The sequence below is a fragment of the Gimesia maris genome (assembly GCF_008298035.1).
Taxonomy (GTDB): domain Bacteria; phylum Planctomycetota; class Planctomycetia; order Planctomycetales; family Planctomycetaceae; genus Gimesia; species Gimesia maris.
The window spans coordinates 6,030,753-6,046,854 of record NZ_CP042910.1 but is presented as its reverse complement, the minus strand read 5'-3'; the positions used below and the strand labels follow the sequence as shown (position 1 = coordinate 6,046,854).

Below are 16,102 nucleotides of genomic sequence, written 5' to 3'. Positions count from 1 at the left end.
TTTTGAATTGTGTCGGAAGAACTTATTTCTTCAGAGTGAAATCATTTGTGGTGGGTTCTGATCCAACGACCGCGGTGAGCTTACTCGCCGTGGGACTGGAGTACTGTGCGGGCAGCAGTTGTTTTGCCCCTTTTTCTTCAGCTTCCGCATCGGAAAGGGTTTCCGGTACTGCTGATCCATCCGGCAGAACCAGCTTATGAATATAGATACGGTAGTTACCGGGAAGGGCTCCCTGTGAGTCTTCCGGTGATTGACCCGTCAGTTGAGTCTGCAGAGTATAACTGCCTGTTTCATCAGTCAGGCCGAAGGCAATTTCACCCCCCGGTTGACCTTCCGCCGGAATGTAATTGATCATCACTCCAGACAACGGTTCCCCTTCCAAGGTGACTTTGCCGGTCACAGGAACCAGCTTGGATACAAATTCCGGTTCTGCTGAAGTAGATCCGCAACCGGAAAGATTCAATACAATCGGAACCAGGAAGCAGAACAGGGAAATACGAATGAAATGTCGCATAGTAATTCTTTCAGGATAAACGTTCGATACGTGAAGACAGATTACTTGATCAGGTAAACTGAGTTTCAGATTACCATTCTCCAATGACATTTCCGTCAGCGATGCGATCCAGATTCAATCGAATGGAATAGTCTGTGTTATCGCCCATGAATCTTACAGCACCGTCACCCAGCAGAACATGAAGTCCGCCGACATGCAGACTGCCTGTGGTATTCCAGTCGCCCAGCCAGGGAGCAAAATCTTTTGACCCGCCCGGGTAGCTGGAACTGTTACGCGTCGTGCGATTCGGCGTGACGCCGCTCAGACTCAGACCGATTTGTGTATAACCTCTTCCGCCCCAGTTGGCGTTGGCACCATTACCGCAACAGGCCTGACGCGTTTCCGCCATCATGGCGGTATTCGACATGCCATCGGTGACATCGCGGGGACGGCATTTGCTGCCATCTTCAAACATGGTGCGCTGGCTCGCCGCCCGGGAAGTCCAGCCATGACAGTTGTTGTAGGTTAGTCGATAGACAATGAAATCGTAGTTAGTACGATGCTCATTCGAACCGCCGGGAAGCATGTAACTGCTGCTGACCGGGATTCCCTGGGGACCGGGATCGGAGGGGCAGTTAAAGATCGCCATTCTCCGGTTCACCAGATCTGCATTTGTAGTTGCACCGCCACTGGGGAGCGGGGCACTTCCCGGACCGTAATCATCAAAGGCCAGGCTGAAATTGAGCTGATTATACAGGGCACTTTGATCTAAATAGGGGAGCAGCAGAACCAGCCCGTTACCATTTAACGTATTACTGGCGGCAACCCCGGTTGAACAGAGCCCTTTGGCAACGGAACTGGGAGGCAGTACGCTGTGTGTTTCCAGGTAATTATGTAACGCCAGTCCCAGCTGTTTCATCTTATTGCGGCAATCAGATCGACGGGCCGCTTCCCGCGCCTGTTGAACGGCAGGCAGTAACAAGGCAATCAGAATGGCGATAATGGCAATTACAACCAGCAGCTCAATCAGCGTAAATCCCTTGCGGGTTTTAGTTTCGAGCATCATAAAGTTCTCTCCTCGGGTGGGAATTCAGGAAGGATCAGTTATTGAGACGCAAATATATAAGTGATATTAATTATATACTGTTAAATAAGCATAGTTAATGAACAGGAAGGAACTTTCTGATGCGAAAGTGGGAAAATATTGGCAGGAATGATGGTGGGTTTATCAGGTGAGAATTCATGAAAGGAGCGGAATCAAAAAAAAAAGCCCCGGCTCTGATTTCTCAGATCCAGGGCTTTGATTCAGTGGATAAATCCGGGTTAAAGCAGGTTTACCACGCGGTCTGTCAAACCCTTCTCACCCAGGATGATATTGAGTTTGTTTTCCGCAGCGACTTTTTCCAGGACTTCCAGTTCACGCAGACGCATCAGAACCGGGTTGTCCTGCAGCAGTTTAGCGGTATTTACCTGACTGCGGATCGCCGCTGTTTCCTCGCGACGCGCAATCAGATTGGCCTCCGCTGCTTTCTTCGCTTCGGTGACCTTGTTCATCAGGTCTTTCATTTCGCCTGGCAGGATCACATCGCGAATCCCCACCGATGCGATTTCCAGACCCAGTTCAGCGGCACGACGTCGCAGGTTTTCTTCGATGTCCTGTGCCAGCGCATCCTTCTCAGTCAGGAAGACGTCCAGTTCCCGGGCACCCAGAACGGCACGCAGCACCAGCTGCGTTTCGCGGTAGAGTGCCTGTCGCACGTCGTCTGTCTGTGAAGCGGCTTTCCGGGCATCGACCACTTTATAAGTCACAACGGCATTGATCCGCAGTGTGACTTTGTCCGCAGTCATGATGTCCTGACCACTGATGTCGACCATCGTTTCCCGCAGGTCATATTCCGCGATCAGCGCCGGGGACTGACCCAGCCAGAACGCATACAGACCTGGTTCCAGGGTGTCCATATAGCGACCGTCGATAAACAGAACCCCGACATGGTCACGTTCCACCGTGCAGACATCCAACAGACGCTGTGCTGCGACAGAGCGCGCGATGACTTTCAGATCGATGTGCTCAAAGCGTACTTTTCGCGCATCGACGATTTCGACTCGCACTTCTTTCAGCTCTGTCCAGAAGACGTACTGGCCAGGTGACAGGATGTGGTTGAACCGGTTGTCGATCCAGACCAGTCCCCGTTCGTGGTCCTGCAGGTCCAGTACCAGCGCATGTTCCTGTAGTGCCTTCGATTTGAAGATCAGGTCCAGTTTTTCGTGGGTCAGCAGTGGAGTGCGCAGCGACACGATGTCGACCTGAACTTCATCGAAGGGATTGAAAAACCAGTGCGTTCCCGCTTTGAGGAGTCCCTGAAATTCACCATTCTTAAAGAACAGTCCCATTTCGTAACTGTGAATTTCATAGCGTTTGATACCGAACATAACTACCTCCTCAGGGAACGTCCCTGGACGGGAATTCTGCTTTGACATTCTAGCAGAGACAAAAAAATAAAACGCGACGTCAGTGTCGCAAACAGTTTTGAAGAGACACCTTTCGAAGACAGAGTGTTCGCCGATCACACAGGCACTTCGCGGAGTACGCTTCAGCAGGCTTATTCCACCGCATCCACATTGTTTCACGCGACTTGATTCAGACTGGGGACCTGGAGGCATCCCAGTTGAATCGCACCTCGCTTCACTATGTTTCTACGTTGACAGGACGCCAGCGGTATCCACGTACTGCAAGGCGGTGACTTGTGCCGCCTGAAATCACTTTCTCCACGCACATAGCAGGCAATCCACGCGGAGTCCATCACTTCAGGCCGATCCAACGGACATCTGTCTTCGTCCGGTTTCTTGGGTTAACGCTTGCAGCGTTTGAGAGATAGCCGTTTTCCGGCTAACTCGTGATTGGAACAGGAATCGAACCTGTAACAGCCAGATTAACAGTCTGGTGCTCTACCAGTTGAGCTATCCTGGCATTGTTATCATCCGGTTAGAACCCCGACACGGCACGTACAGCATCAAACCGGACACGGTGATCTGCACGCCGCTGGACGGACGACGAACAATGGTTCCTGCATAGACAACTGCGTGAACAGGAGGGTTCAGTATTCTCTGAGAGAAAAAGCAGGATGGCAGAAAGAAGATTTAATCTTGAGCAGTTGACGATGCTGGAGTCTGTTTTCGTTCATACTCTTTGATCGTCGCTTTGATTTCTTCCAGGAGTTGGCGACCATCTTCACCCGTCATTTCGATAAACTGTTCGCGAACAGGCTGACTCGCTTCGCGAAACGCAATGCGGGCTTCGGGGGTAAGTTCGTCGACGATATTGAGCTTGGGTCTGTTTTTACGTATCAGATTCAATCGCTCCCGGTTGAATTGCTTCTGTACATCCAGAATATAACCGTTCAAATCGGAGACAACTCCCAGAACCAGCTGCTGTCGTTTCGGAGGGAGGGAGTTAAAAAATTCACGATTAGTGACAGCAGTGGTGATAAAGGGAGCGTGTCGTGCGAAGATCATCCAGTCGGTGACTTCATAAAAATTCATTTCCTGAATCGCAAAGACCGGGTTCTCCTGACCGTCGATCATATTGAGCTGCAGAGCCGAATACACTTCGGAGTAAGGCAGAGGAGTCGGGCTGGCACCATAGGCTTCATACGCGGCCAGTAACAGAGGCGTCGTCATGACCCGCATTTTTACTCCCTGAAAATCATCGGGCTTCTGGATGTCTTTCTTGGTGGTCCAGACCTGCCAGCCTTCGGAGAAAATCGAAAGCAGTTTCAGATCTTTGCGGGCGTAAAGTTCATCGAACGTTTCCTGCAGTTTGGGATCTTCGTTGAGCACCTTGTTATTGATTTCGTCGTCATCGGAAAACAGAAAGTGGAGCAGAAAGACCTGGACCTCCGGAATCAGTTTCCCCAGGTGACCCGGCGATGCCATGGCAAACTGAATCACCTCCATGTCGACGAGTTCGGTGATCTGGTCTGACGTCCCCAAAGTTCCATAGGGATAAATCGTGACTTCAATTTTTCCCTCGGACCGCGTTTCAATCAGTTCTTTGAACTTGAGGGCGTATCGATGCTGTACGCTGCCGATGGTCTCTTCAATGGCAAACCGCCACTGCACTACCGGTTCTTCTGTAGAAGCGGCTCCCTCTGATTCACAGGCAGAAGGCAGTGTGAGGCAGATCAGAAGACTGCATAACTGAATCATTTTGAAAGCGAATGTGCTGTTCATCGTTGTTACCTGTCTGATCAGTTAAAAGCCAGATCGCGGAGGAAAAGGGAAATCGCAGGGAACGCGATTAATAAAACTCCAGCGAGCAGCAGGATGGCAATGAACGGGGGCGTGCCGCGAATGACTTCCAGGTAAGGGCGGCGGAAAACCGCAATCGCCGTAAAAATATCACAACCGAAGGGCGGAGTAGCCGAACCGATCGCGACCTGCAACGTCACGACAATGCCCACCAGCACCGGGTCTATGCCCGCAGCCGCTGCGACAGGATGGAAGATGGGGGTCAGGATCAGAATCACCACAATCGGGTCGACGAACATGCAGCCAATGAAATAGGCGACGGCAATCGTCAGCATAATCGTCCAGTAACCGGATTCGGGAGTCAGCCCCAGCCAGTTATTTATGAGTACATCGGGCAGTTGGGCAAACGAGATCACCCAGCTGAATCCCGCGCCGGCGCCGACCAGGATAAAGACCACGGCAGTCACCAGGCCGGTCGAAAGCGCAATATCGGGAATATCTTTCAGCGAGAGATCGCGAAAGCAGACGATTTCTAATATGCCGGCATAAAGGACAGAGACGGCTGCCGCTTCGGTGGGGCTGAAGATACCGGAATAGATGCCTCCGATGATGATCAGCGGGAATCCCAAAGGCAGTAAGGCCCGTTGAATTGCGGAGCGGCGCTGCGCATGATCCGCTTTTGGTTGACGGGGAATCTGCATCCGGATGGAGGCGACCCAGCAGTAGATGCAGAACATCAGCAGTACCAATAGACCGGGACCGATCCCGGCTATGAACATTTCACCGATCGATGTTCCCGAGACAACACCATACACAATCATGCCGATGCTGGGAGGAATCAATAAGGCGATGTCACTGGCATTGATAATCAAAGCGGTGGTGAAAGAGTCGGAATAGCCGGCTTTGAGCAACTGGGGCCGCAGTGGTCCGCCTATCGCGACGACAGTCGCCTGGGTGGAACCCGACATGGCCCCAAACAGGGTACAGCTGATGGCACTGGCAATGGGCAGTCCGCCACGCAGGTGACCTACAAATGCGGTCACCAGGTCCAGCAGCCGATTCGCCGAGTTCCCGCGCGTCATGATATCTGCGGCAAAAATAAACATGGGAACCGCGATCAACGCTGCCGGCTTAATGCCGCCAATCATCTGCTGGATCAACACCGCCGGAGTCACATCCGGGTGAAACACCAGCAGGACCGCCAGTGCTGCGGTGATGAGGGGGACTTTCATGGGAAAGCCCAGCATCAACAGCACCAGCATGATTCCCAGAATGAGTAATGCTTCCACGCGGTTATCTCCCCACTGCCTTGGTCATTTCAGAGTTCCCCTACCACTGTGGTTTCATATTCGTCCTTCTGGCTATACGAAATATACACATCAGGGGATGTCAGATTCTTCAGAACGGTTAAGCCGTACTGAATGGCTGACAGCAGCAGGCCCAGTGGCACAAACAGATAAACCAGGTACAGGGGAACCTGCAGGACGGGAGAGACGGTCTCCAGAAAGCGGACCGTGAAAATATATTCGAATGCATACCAGGTGAGTAGCAACATCAGCAGGGCAGTCAGCCCGCTGATGGCAATCATCAGGATTTTGCGCCAGCGCTGATTGAGCTGATCGTAGAAGGCCGTCATGCGAATGTGGCGACCGCGACTGGCGGCGTAGCTTAAGCCCACAAATGTCACAATGATAATCAGGAACTGGGAGAGCTCCCCGGTAAAGGAGAGACTGAAACCAAGCACAGCGCGGCAGAACACATTGCCGATCGAAAGCGCAGCGATCGCAATGATTGACCAGGCGAGCAGAAACGCTTCGATTTTCTGAATCAACTGAAAGAGGCGGTTCATCAGCGTCTCTTTCTGAGATTCATGATACGATCCATGCAGTCACCTGCAGGTCGCCTGGGAATGCGGATTTGTTTGAACGACATCAAATGAACTCTCTGGGTTTCATTGTATTACTGAATTCACGTGAGGCGATAAATTCAGGCCGTGGTTTCTGATTACAGAAAGGGTTAGCAAGCTGGTTCCAGATACTGTTATAAACAAAAAACAGGTTGGAGCGGGGATACGGTGTAATATTACCATTAGAACCATGCATGGTGTTGCAGTCAAACAACAGTAACGATCCGGCGGGCCCTGTCGCCTGTGAAATCCCATATTCCTGCACTAACTGTGTGAGCGATTCCGGATCGGGGACCCCATATTTCTGTTGTTTTAACGACGACTGATAATGGTTTTCGGGTGCCTGACCGACACTGGTCACGTATTGGCGATGTGATCCTGGCAGCAACATTAACGGCGCATTAAACTCATGATTATCATCCAGCAGCAGAGAGCAGCTGACCGTTCGCATTCGCGGCAGACCATCTTCAACGTGCCAGGTTTCAAAATCGGAATGCCAGAAAAATTCTTTGCCGGCAAATCCCGGTTTGAGGTTCACCCGCGACTGATGGATATAAACTTCGCTTCCCAGAACCTGCATCACCATTTCCAGAATTCTTTTATCGGCTGCGACTTGAGAAAATCGAGTGCTGATTTCCGGTCGATGTACTGCAAACAGCGAGCGTAACGCGGAGCCGTCCGGCTCAACGATCGCTTCAGGACGTTGTCTGATTTGCTCTGAGTCACGCAGCCTGTCTAGTTCCTGGTGGCACTGCGAAACCTGCTGGTTAGTATAGAATCCGGGTAACAGCAGAAAACCATCCCGGTCAAATTGTTCAAGTTGTTCCGCGTTCAACGGTCCATTTTGAGCATCTCCATACACGACCGGATCATGGCGTTCGAGAAACTCGGGTTGCTGTTTGACGCGGGAAGGATAGAGATCCTCTACGCGTGTAGTAGAATCAGGTGTTGTGTTGGCAGTCATCAGAGGCGCTTTCTGTGGATGTTGCCGCTACAGGTAGTATCTGAAGCCTTTCGCTTTACGAGAATGATAAAATGATAAAATCAAGGTCAGGCATCGGTACCAGCGGCAGCCGGATAAACCCCGTTTTCATCATGCACTTCCTGACCCGTCACCGGCGGATTAAAAACACAGATCATTCGCAACTGTGTTTTCGCCCGCAGCAGGTGACGGTCGTGTTCATTTAATGCATACATCATTCCCGGTTTGATGGCGTATGTCGGGCCACCGGGGATCAGTTCAATTTCCCCTTCTCCTTCAATGCAGTAAACCGCTTCCAGATGATTCTGGTACCAGATTTCGGTTTCCGTGCCGGGATGAATCAACGTATCGTGCAGTGAAAAACCCATCTTTTGACCCGCCAGTAATAGACGGCGACTGTTCCAGGTTTCCGCATGGACATCCCTGTCTGTTCCGAGAATGTCCTCCAGTTGTGTTACAATCATGATCTCACTCTTCTGAATCTATTTGAAATACCGGTATTATTGACTGTCGTCTGAATTACATCAGAGAACGGGGGGGCTCAATTTGAGACCAGACCCAGTTCTTTAATTACCTTTTCGTCATTGAGGACTGCTTTGAAGCAGTCTGCAACAATATCCAGGCCATCCAGCAACTGGTCATCTTCGATCGTCAGTGGTGCCAGAATTTTCAAAACATGGCTGTCCGTCCCGCTGGTTTCAATAATCAAGCCGCGTTTAAAAGCTTCAGCACTGATCATGTCCGGCAGTTGAGGGTATTCCTGACAGGCGAGGCCCCAGATCATCCCGCGGCCACGTACTTCCATTTCCAGTTCGGTTGTCGTATCAGCAATTGCCTGGAGCCGGCTTTCAATCAGAGTTCCTTTGCGTTTGACTTCGCGAGTGAGTCGGTAATCGCTCCAGTAAGTTTCGATGGCAGCTGCTGCTGAAACAAAAGCCAGGTTGTTTCCGCGGAATGTACCGTTGTGCTCACCTGGTTCCCATTGATCGAGTTCCGATCGCATCAATACCAGCGACATGGGTAAGCCATAACCGCTCAAAGATTTGGAGAGCGTGACGATATCGGGAACGATGCCCGCTTCTTCAAAACTGAAGAAACTACCGGTACGGCCGCAGCCGACCTGGATATCGTCAATAATCAGCAGCATGCCATGTTCCTGGCAAAGTGTTTCGAGCTGTTGCAGCCATTCTGCACTGGCAACATTGACGCCCCCTTCACCCTGCACCGTTTCCACAATCACGGCAGCCGGCAAATCTAAACCACTGCTGTTATCTTTCAGCAGCGCTTCGAAGTATTCCAGTGTGTCGATGTTGTCACCCAGGTAGCCGTAATAAGGCATGAAGGTCACATTGTTCAGAGGCGTACCGGCGGCATCGCGAAAATGACTGTTGCCTGTCGCAGCGACAGAACCGAGGCTGACGCCATGAAATCCATTGGTGAAGGAAACGACGTTGGTTCGTCCGGTTACTTTACGTGCCAGCTTGAGGGCCGCTTCGACGGCGTTGGTCCCGGTGGGGCCGGTGAACTGGACTTTGTAATCGAATTCCAGTGGAGAAAGAATATGTTTTTCAAATACTTCCAGGAAACGTTGTTTGGCATCAGTGTGCATATCCAGGCCATGCAACAAGCCGTCCCGTTCCAGAAATTCGAGCAGTTTTTCTTTGAAGACCGGGTTGTTATGACCGTAGTTTACAGTACCGGCTCCGGCGAGGAAGTCGATGTATTCGTTTCCTGCTTCATCAGTTAGAATCGCATTCTGGGCTTTTGTAAAGGTTGTCGGGAACGAGCGGCAGTATCCCCGGACATTGGATTCGAGTCGGTTGAATATATTCATGATACTTGTGATTTCTCTCCATAAGAAGGTGTGAGTGTGAATGGGCCTAGCTGGTACAGTTCTTCGGCTTCGTGTTCTTCAGCTTCACCAAACAAATCCGAAGGAAATCCGCAGCACGTTCGGCACTCAGTGTTGAGCCGCTTCGCCAGTGAGCGAAACAGCTTTTGGGACGATTTGTTAGAAGGTGTAATCGTCGTTTCCAGATAGTTGATGTCAGACATATTGTCTCGGGAAAGCAGGGCGTCCAGCATACGGGAAGCAACTCCGCAGCCACGCATACTACTGTCGACGGCTGCCTGCCAGATGAAGATCGTGTTTTCTCGCTGAGGGGGGCAATAAGCCGAGAGAAAACCAACGATACGGGAATCATGCTCTGCCAGGACACATGTATCGTGAAAGTCGCGGCAAAGCAGCAGTGAGACGTAATGGGAATTCACGTCCAGGGGAGGGCAGTTCTTCACCAGGTTTGTGATAGCGCGACCATCTTCCAGAGTGGGTTCGCGAAAATTCAGTTGTGTGGCCTTATCCATTTGGCTGTGTGTTACGGGCTTAAGAGCAAACGGCTCTAGTGTGTGAAAAGATTAGACTACAAAGTAAAGTTGGCTTCAAAAGCTGCCTTGAACATCTGATGTTTTCAAAGCAGTGAATCCTTAAACATAACTGTTTAATGAGTGTTATGTTGATACATGTAAGGAGTTTTAGTAAATACAATCCACTTTCTGTACCATGCTTGTAGGTCTATAATGCTTAGTGTGCATTGTTTTGTACACAATGGAATATTGGGTGTCAACCCTCAGTTTTTTAAAAGCCCGTGAAAAGAGTGTGAGATGATGACGCACGCTGCTGGAGAGACACCAGCTGATCTTCGGCCTGGACGGCGGAATCAGGTTAGATAGACAGGCTGAGCTGAGCAGGCTTATTGTCAGAATGCAGCAGGAAATAGAGTCTGTTCGTATGTATTGCAGTATTTTCGCTTTTTTTGCCCGGATCTTTGTCGATTGAGGTTCGGGTAACGAAGCAGGTCTATTCGTTCAGGTATCGGGCATCATGTTCTGCAGGAGTCGAAACTTCACCTGCAGACAGTACGGGAGAGGCATCGATGTCTTCGGCATCCATCATGGATGCGATACGTTGCAGGGTGGAAAGCATCTGAGTCTGTTCCCATTCCTGCAGCAGCAGCAGTTCGCGGTGAAAACGGTCCTGTAATAAGGAGGGGGCATTTTTAATCATCGCCTGCCCCTCTTCGGTCAATTCGACGACGACCGTCCGCTTATCCTGTCCTCGACGACCCCGGGAAACCAGGTTTCGGGATTCCAGTCGACTTAAGATCCCGGTGAGTGTTGCCTGGCTGAGATGAATCGATTTCGCCAGGGCACCTACGGTAATGGGTTGCATTCGTGCGATCGTCTGCAGCGAGGCCAGCTGAGGCGCTGTCAGTCCGATTTCCTGCATCAGGCCCCTGGAGTGTAAATCAATCGCGCGTGTGATTCGTCGCAACGCGACAATGACCTGATCCTCAAGACTGAGAGGTGACATAAGATTCTCGATGTAAGTAGCAGGTGGATAAAAACAAAGCGCAGACGACCCCTGGGAGATATTATGCATACATAATATTGTTTTTCAACCAGTTGTAAATTCAATCGTCAGATTTCAATTGACTCTGTTGCTGCAGGGCGCGTAAAGCGAGTGGATAGTCAGTCAGAATGGCATCAATGCCGGCAGCGGTTGCCTGCTGCCAGTTTTGTGGAACATTTCCACTGACGGAGGAACCGGCGATGAATGACTTCTTACCGGCAGCTTGTACCTGTTGCATTTCTGACCGGGTGGGAAGGTACCGCACATAAACCCAGTCTGCATCTGGTTCTGACAGCGCTGCGGAAAATTCAGCCATGTTGTTGGCGACCGCCGCCGTTTCCGCTGCCAGGGAGGCAGCCTTGATATTTTTTCTGACCAGGGGATTTTGAATCGTTCGCCCGATAAAAATAAGTCGTTTGAGAATTCCCTGTTTTTTCGCGAGTTCGACAACCTCCTGTTCGACGCCAGGGTCTTTGAAGTCGACGGCGATCAGGATCTCATGCTGTCGATATTGCGCAGCGAGTTGCAGCACTTCCTCGACTGTGGGAACCCGTTCTCCTTGAAAACGAGGATCGAACCAGCTGCCGGCATCCAGCTGTCTGATTTCCGCCAGTGTCAGCTCGGCGACTTTCCCGGAACCATTGGTGGTTCGATTGAGGGTACTGTCATGAATACAGACCAGATGACCGTCCTTACTGCGTTGTACATCAAACTCAAACCCCAGTCGCAGCTCCAGGCAGGCTCGGAAATTCGCCAGCGTATTTTCCGGGGCCACTCTGAGTAAACCGCGATGGGCGACGATCAGAGGTTCTCCTGCAGTTGCAGAACGAACGTCGACAGGTAAGCAGGCAACTGCGATGATCAGAATTAAAAACGGGAAATATCGTTTCATGCCAGGTTGCTTTCAATGTGGACTGTCATCGGTGATTTCAATCAGCTTGATTTAATCAGAGTACTGGCCCAGACACGGTTGTTCAATCATTGTCGGGGTAAATCAGACCTTGTGGAATGAGTAATCGAAATTGTTCTGATAATCCGAGATCATTGATTGTCTCCCGGCCTGGGCTGTCTAAAATGGGGCGAGAATGCGCTTAACTACAGTGTTGTCGGGAACTTTTATGTCATATCGTACAGGGAATAGTCGATAGAAAAAGAGAAGCTGCTTCGCGTGAAGGTTGTCGTGTGTTCAGTTTTTATTACTGCAAACTGCTGAGCATATAGTTTAATTTGGAATTCTCCCTCCCCATTTCTTGGATAGCTGCCTGGTTCTATAGAGGAATCAAAGTTGTAACCTCCTTAATAATTTTGCACTTACGAACTCCTGATGTCTACAACACCACCTGACAATGCGGATAATTCAGCAGACGCTGATACGAAGTCGGTACAATCCGATATTAAGGCAGCTGCCTGGCTGTTTGAGCATCTGGCCGTTGATGATGGTCATTCGGCTGATCGTTCACGCGTTCGGCGTGCACTGATCGAAGCAGCGTCTGCCAGATCATCGGAAACAGACGACGACTGGTGGAACTGGTTAGTCGAAGCGAGTCGCAGTTTAGAGCTCAAGTACAAAGTGATGGACTGTACCTTCCATGAACTGGTTGCAATCACCAGTGAGGGAGGGCGAATCATTACGCGTGTCGGGGATGATCATCGCTGGACTGCGATCCTCTCGACAAAACGCCGACGGTTCCAGATTCTGCAACCACAGCGGGATCGCACTCGGATCTGGATCAGCGCTCGCAGGATGCGGTCAGTATTAGAGGTTTCAAATCGTGAGGATGTGGTAAGGTGCCTGGTCGTCGAGCCTGAACTCATTGCCGCACATTCTGCTTCGGGAGATGCCCACGCTCATCGCCCGCTTGATCGTGTGTTGCAATTGTTGAAACCAGAATTTTCTGATATCTGGATCATTATGGTTTTCGCGCTGGTCACAGGGTTACTGACACTGGCGACACCGCTGGCTGTTGAGACGCTGGTCAATACGGTGGCCTTCGGTCGGTTGCTTCAACCAGTCATCATTCTGGCATTAATGCTGCTGGCTTTTCTTTCCTTCTCCGCGGCTTTGCTGGGATTGCAGATCTATGTTGCAGAAATAATCCAACGGCGCCTGTTCGCGCGCGTGTCTGCAGATCTTTCATTTCGACTGCCTCGCGTAGTTCCTGCTGCTCTGGATGGTCAATCGGGGCGAGAACTGGTCAACCGCTTTTTTGATGTCCTGACAGTTCAAAAAGCGACGGCCTCTCTTCTGCTGGACGGGATTTCTCTGGTACTGAGTACCTTGATTGGTATGACCGTTCTGGCTTTCTATCATCCCTGGTTGCTGGGGTTCGATATTGTGCTGCTGGCGTTGATTGCGTTTGTGATCTTCGTACTGGGACGGGGGGCCGTTAACAGCAGTATTAAAGAGTCCAAGGCAAAGTATAAAGTCGCAGCCTGGCTGGAAGATCTGATCAGTTGCGGAACAGCCTTTCGTTATCGGGGAGCAGCCGAATTTGCACTGGATCAGGCAGACCATTTAACATTTGAATATCTCAGTGCGCGTAAAAAACATTTCCGAATTGTAATGCGACAGATTATTTTTGCGCTGGGAATGCAGGCAGTTGCCAGTACGGCTTTGCTGGGTTTAGGGGGCTGGCTTGTCATTTCAGGGCAGTTGACGCTTGGGCAGCTGGTGGCAGCTGAGTTGATCGTGACGGTCATCGTAGGCTCGTTCGCCAAGTTGGGCAAACACTTGCAGAGCTATTATGATCTGCTGGCTTCGGTTGACAAACTGGGGATCTTATTTGATCTGCCTATGGAGCGTCAGGATGGACTGCTCAAAATACCGCATCATCAACCCGCTGAGGTGATTGTCAGCAATGTCAGTTGTGCGACGCACCAACATGATTCTCATACTGAGCCAATCAGCCTGACAGTGGAAAGCGGTGCGCGATTAATGTTGATGGGCCCCAGTGGAACTGGCAAAAGTCAGCTTCTGGATCTGCTTTTCGGATCACGCATGCCTGCCGAGGGACACGTTTCCATCAATGGAATTGATCCTCGCGATCTGCGCCCCGACGCCCTCAGGAAACATGTGGCGCTGGTGAGGGATATTGAAATATTTTCCGGATCGCTGGAAGAGAACGTGCATCTGGAACGTACCCATGTTTCCACGAGTGATGTACGGGAAGCGCTGGAACTCGTGGGGCTGACGGACGAAATCCTGCGACTCCCCGATGCGCTGAATACCCATCTCGTGGAGACCGGATACCCGCTGACACCCAATCAGGCACGCAAATTGATGCTGGCCCGTGCCATTGTCGGCCGCCCCCGGTTATTACTGATTGACGGGTTGATTGATGCATTTCCTGATCGTGAGGCAGAGCAGTTGATGCAAATGCTGGTTGATTCTGATCGTCTCTGGACATTGATCATGGTCACCGGGCGACTCAGTCTGGCAGAAGCCGGAACTGCGATTCACGAATTGGGAGCACATGCTGTCAGTTCTGATGAAGGAGAAAACCATGCCAGCTAAACAGCAACTGGATCTACCTGCATCCCAGACGGAGCATCAGCGCTGGTCAATGCTGGTGCCCGTGGCTTACAGTGAATCGAGTATGCCGGCCTTAAGGCTGGCAAGATCATCAAAGACGGTACGTAAGATCGCCCGAGTTCTCTTTGTGGCTCTACTGTTAACGATTGTCTTGATGGTGTTTGCTCCCTGGCAGCAATCTGTGACGGGGACCGGCAATGTGCTGGCGTACGCACCTGATCAGCGTCAACAGGTCATTCAGGCACCGATTAAAGGGCGGATTGCCAGCTGGGGAGATCAGATCTTTGAAAATGCCCGCGTCGATCAGGGACAGGTGATTGCTAAAATCAGTGATTTGGACGAATCGTATGCAGCGCGTCTGGATCTGCAGTTGATGAACAGCCAGCAGTCAGTGACAGCAGCCGGTCAGCAACTGGAAGCGAGTCAACGCGCCCTTGACGCAGCGAAGACGATCGTAGAATCATATCAGGCACAAGTTCAGGCTTATGAAACAGTCAAGCGGGAGACGATTGCCGCCCAGGATGCCTATATCGAAATGGCTGTAAAAAAAGTGAAAGCCGAAAACCAGAAACTGGTGGAATATGAAGCTGCATTACCGCAATTGCAGGCTGAGTATAATCGAATGAAAACACTGCAGGCTGAGAACAATATCTCGCTGCAGAAATTACAGGAAGTGAATCGGAAGCTGAAAGAAGCATCCAGTAAAGCCAAGGGGGCCGAATTTTATTACGGGGCTGCCCAGGATGAATTGTCCGGCAAGCAGAGTGAGCGAAAAGCAAAAATTGAAAAAGCGCAGGCCGATATCGATAAAACGAGGGCACTGCTGCGAAAAGCTAACGGGGATGTCTCCAAAGCTGAAAGCGATGTTGCCAAGGCGCAACAGGGGTTGAATAAAGCTGAAAAAGAACTACTCGATATGCGGGTTAAAGTGGCACGCCAGGAGACCCAGGTGATCAAAGCCCCCTTTGATGGCTACATAGTTCAGATTACCCCGAATCTGGGAACCGGTATTCTGAAAGAAGGTGACCCCATTTGTACGATCGTGCCTTATACAACTGAACGATCTGTTCAAGTCTGGCTCGATGGGAATGACGCACCACTGGTTGAACCCGGTCGACCTGTAAGGCTGCAGTTTGAAGGATGGCCGGCCGTTCAGTTTGCCGGTTGGCCTTCGGTGGCCGTCGGGACCTTTGGTGGAACGGTTGTTTCCGTTGATGCGACTGACAACGGAAACGGAAAGTTTCGTATTCTGGTTCGTCCCGATCCCTCAGATGAACCTTGGCCTCAGGAGCGGTTTCTCAGGCAGGGAGTACGTGCGAATGCCTGGGTTCTGCTGAATCGCGTGCCTCTCTGGTATGAAGTCTGGCGAAAACTCAATGGCTTCCCTCCGGTCGTCTCAATCAACGAGCCAGGTCAGAAAAACAACAAGAGCAAGCCTCCCAAGCTGCCCAAGTAAAAATGGGAGGGCTGGGTGCAGTTTGCGGCCTTCGTCGTTTGTTACGGAAAAGTAGAGAATTTCTGTGATAACGCTT

General features: G+C 51.0%; 14 protein-coding genes and 1 tRNA gene. 2 read left to right on the top strand and 13 right to left on the bottom strand.

Features of this window, described 5'->3' with window-relative positions; all coding sequences use genetic code 11:
- Positions 1 to 22: 22 nt before the first annotated feature.
- From GmarT_RS22345 to GmarT_RS22285, 13 genes are all read right to left on the bottom strand, one after another.
- Positions 23 to 514 carry a hypothetical protein gene (locus GmarT_RS22345; protein WP_002645654.1) on the bottom strand — a complete coding sequence of 164 codons (492 nt, stop codon included), beginning with the start codon at positions 512 to 514 and terminating at the stop codon, positions 23 to 25.
- A gap of 70 nt (positions 515 to 584) precedes the next feature.
- Complete coding sequence (locus GmarT_RS22340) at positions 585 to 1,559, bottom strand: DUF1559 domain-containing protein (RefSeq protein WP_002645655.1); 975 nt, start codon at positions 1,557 to 1,559, stop codon at positions 585 to 587.
- A 257-nt stretch (positions 1,560 to 1,816) separates the two neighbouring features.
- Positions 1,817 to 2,923 carry a slipin family protein gene (locus tag GmarT_RS22335; RefSeq protein WP_002645656.1) on the bottom strand — a complete coding sequence of 369 codons (1,107 nt, stop codon included), beginning with the start codon at positions 2,921 to 2,923 and terminating at the stop codon, positions 1,817 to 1,819.
- Positions 2,924 to 3,391: 468 nt separating this feature from the next.
- Positions 3,392 to 3,457: transfer RNA gene (locus GmarT_RS22330), tRNA-Asn, on the bottom strand.
- A 174-nt stretch (positions 3,458 to 3,631) separates the two neighbouring features.
- The gene (locus GmarT_RS22325) at positions 3,632 to 4,723 is read right to left on the bottom strand and encodes a TRAP transporter substrate-binding protein (protein ID WP_002645657.1); all 1,092 of its coding nucleotides are present in this window, start codon (positions 4,721 to 4,723) and stop codon (positions 3,632 to 3,634) included.
- A gap of 17 nt (positions 4,724 to 4,740) precedes the next feature.
- Positions 4,741 to 6,003 carry a TRAP transporter large permease gene (locus GmarT_RS22320; protein ID WP_044237314.1) on the bottom strand — a complete coding sequence of 421 codons (1,263 nt, stop codon included), beginning with the start codon at positions 6,001 to 6,003 and terminating at the stop codon, positions 4,741 to 4,743.
- A gap of 56 nt (positions 6,004 to 6,059) precedes the next feature.
- Complete coding sequence (locus tag GmarT_RS22315; protein WP_002645659.1) at positions 6,060 to 6,590, bottom strand: TRAP transporter small permease; 531 nt, start codon at positions 6,588 to 6,590, stop codon at positions 6,060 to 6,062.
- An 82-nt stretch (positions 6,591 to 6,672) separates the two neighbouring features.
- Complete coding sequence (gene thpD / locus GmarT_RS22310) at positions 6,673 to 7,611, bottom strand: ectoine hydroxylase (protein WP_002645660.1); 939 nt, start codon at positions 7,609 to 7,611, stop codon at positions 6,673 to 6,675.
- A gap of 86 nt (positions 7,612 to 7,697) precedes the next feature.
- Positions 7,698 to 8,093 (bottom strand): ectoine synthase, encoded by a 396-nt coding sequence (locus tag GmarT_RS22305; protein ID WP_002645661.1) that lies wholly within the window; start codon positions 8,091 to 8,093, stop codon positions 7,698 to 7,700.
- Positions 8,094 to 8,170: 77 nt separating this feature from the next.
- Positions 8,171 to 9,463 carry a diaminobutyrate--2-oxoglutarate transaminase gene (gene ectB, locus GmarT_RS22300; protein ID WP_149303253.1) on the bottom strand — a complete coding sequence of 431 codons (1,293 nt, stop codon included), beginning with the start codon at positions 9,461 to 9,463 and terminating at the stop codon, positions 8,171 to 8,173.
- A complete protein-coding gene (gene ectA, locus GmarT_RS22295) occupies positions 9,460 to 9,993 on the bottom strand; it encodes a diaminobutyrate acetyltransferase (protein ID WP_002645664.1) in 534 nt (177 codons plus the stop codon). Before ectA ends, ectB begins: the two co-directional genes overlap by 4 nt.
- A 493-nt stretch (positions 9,994 to 10,486) precedes the next feature.
- Positions 10,487 to 10,999 carry a MarR family winged helix-turn-helix transcriptional regulator gene (locus tag GmarT_RS22290; protein WP_002645665.1) on the bottom strand — a complete coding sequence of 171 codons (513 nt, stop codon included), beginning with the start codon at positions 10,997 to 10,999 and terminating at the stop codon, positions 10,487 to 10,489.
- A gap of 100 nt (positions 11,000 to 11,099) precedes the next feature.
- Positions 11,100 to 11,930 (bottom strand): glycerophosphodiester phosphodiesterase, encoded by an 831-nt coding sequence (locus tag GmarT_RS22285; protein WP_002645666.1) that lies wholly within the window; start codon positions 11,928 to 11,930, stop codon positions 11,100 to 11,102.
- A 432-nt stretch (positions 11,931 to 12,362) separates the two neighbouring features.
- Between GmarT_RS22285 and GmarT_RS22280 the strand changes: the two genes are divergently transcribed.
- Positions 12,363 to 14,552, top strand: coding sequence for a peptidase domain-containing ABC transporter (locus tag GmarT_RS22280; RefSeq protein ID WP_002645667.1), 2,190 nt, complete (start codon positions 12,363 to 12,365; stop codon positions 14,550 to 14,552).
- Positions 14,542 to 16,026: an HlyD family secretion protein gene (locus GmarT_RS22275; RefSeq protein ID WP_198139404.1), complete on the top strand. Its 1,485-nt coding sequence runs from the start codon at positions 14,542 to 14,544 to the stop codon at positions 16,024 to 16,026. The genes GmarT_RS22280 and GmarT_RS22275 overlap by 11 nt, the downstream gene beginning before the upstream one ends.
- Positions 16,027 to 16,102 lie beyond the last annotated feature (76 nt).